At 64.7% G+C, this 1,178-nt stretch carries 1 protein-coding gene; it reads right to left on the reverse strand.

Going from position 1 to position 1,178, the window contains the following annotated elements; translation table 11 throughout:
- Positions 1–226: 226 nt before the first annotated feature.
- A partial coding sequence (locus tag ABYB95_RS23740) for an MBL fold metallo-hydrolase (RefSeq protein ID WP_372662915.1) occupies positions 227–1,178 on the reverse strand: 952 nt, incomplete at its 5' end.

Here is a 1,178-nt window from a genome sequence, read left to right on the forward strand (position 1 = left end):
CAACTGCGCGCGCTGTCCGAAGTCTATGCACAGGCCGACGCCAAGCCCAAGTTCGTGCGCGACTTTGTTGCCGCGTGGACCAAGGTGATGAACCTGGGCCGCTTCGATTTGGCTTGATGGGTACCCGATACCCCTCGCGTTGAACGCGTATGCAGAGGGCGGGCGACCCCCGCTCTCTCATTGCCCCCGGTCCGTTTGGCCCGGGGGCTTTTTTTGGAGCTGATGTTCAGCGCTTTTTCTGCAGCGCCTCTTCTTCCAGCAGCAAGTAGGTGTTGTAGGCGTTCATGCGGTTGGCCGGGCCGAACATGGGCATGGCCGCAAAGCGGCTCCAGTCGGTTTGCGCGTAGGCGGCATCGAAGGGCACAAAATCTTCAACCGCCTGGCCCATGGTCTGGCGCAGGTATTTCAAATAGTCGCGCGTGACCGCCATGTCGCGCTGCGGCTCCAGGGAGGCCGCTCCGTGGCCGGGCACCATGGCCACCGTGTCGTGGCGCAGCAACTGGTCCAGCGCCAGTATCCACTGGCTGCTGTCGGCCTTGCCGACAAAAGGCAGCCGGCCGTTGAAAACCAGATCGCCCGCGAACAGCAGTTTTTCGGACGGCCAGTACACCGTCAAATCTTCCGGCGTGTGCGAGGGGCCCACGTGTTCGATCACCAGGTCCGCGCCCGCCAGCCGCAGCGTGGTCGAACCGGCCAGCCAGGTGTCGGCCTCGATGATCTGGGTGTTCTGATCGATCCAGGGCGCCAGGTCGTTGCGCGAGGCTTGCAGCCGCAAACGCGCGGTTTCCGAATGGATGTATTCCAGCGCCCCACGCTGGGCCAGGATGTGCGCGCCCTCGGCTTTGAGCGTTTGCAGGCCGTAGATGTGGTCGGCGTGGTAGTGGGTCACGATCACATGCGTGATGGGTTTGGGCGTGAGCTGCCGGATCGCCTGCACCAGACGGCGCGCCAGCTCGGGCGAACCCAGCGCGTCGATCACCACCACCCCGTCGGGGGCGATCACAAAACCCGCGTTGCTGATGAAGTTCTGGTTGCTCGCCGAGCCCAGCGCGGCCTGGCCTTGCACGTAATAGCCGTGGGGGCTGACTTGCTGCACCGGCATGGGCGGCGCCTGGGCAATGGCCGCCGCTGTCCAGAGGCAGGCCGTCAAAAGCAGGGGAATCCAGGCGGGGCGCATG

Origin of the sequence: Hydrogenophaga sp. (genome assembly GCF_041633695.1) — a bacterium.
GTDB lineage: Bacteria > Pseudomonadota > Gammaproteobacteria > Burkholderiales > Burkholderiaceae_C > Hydrogenophaga.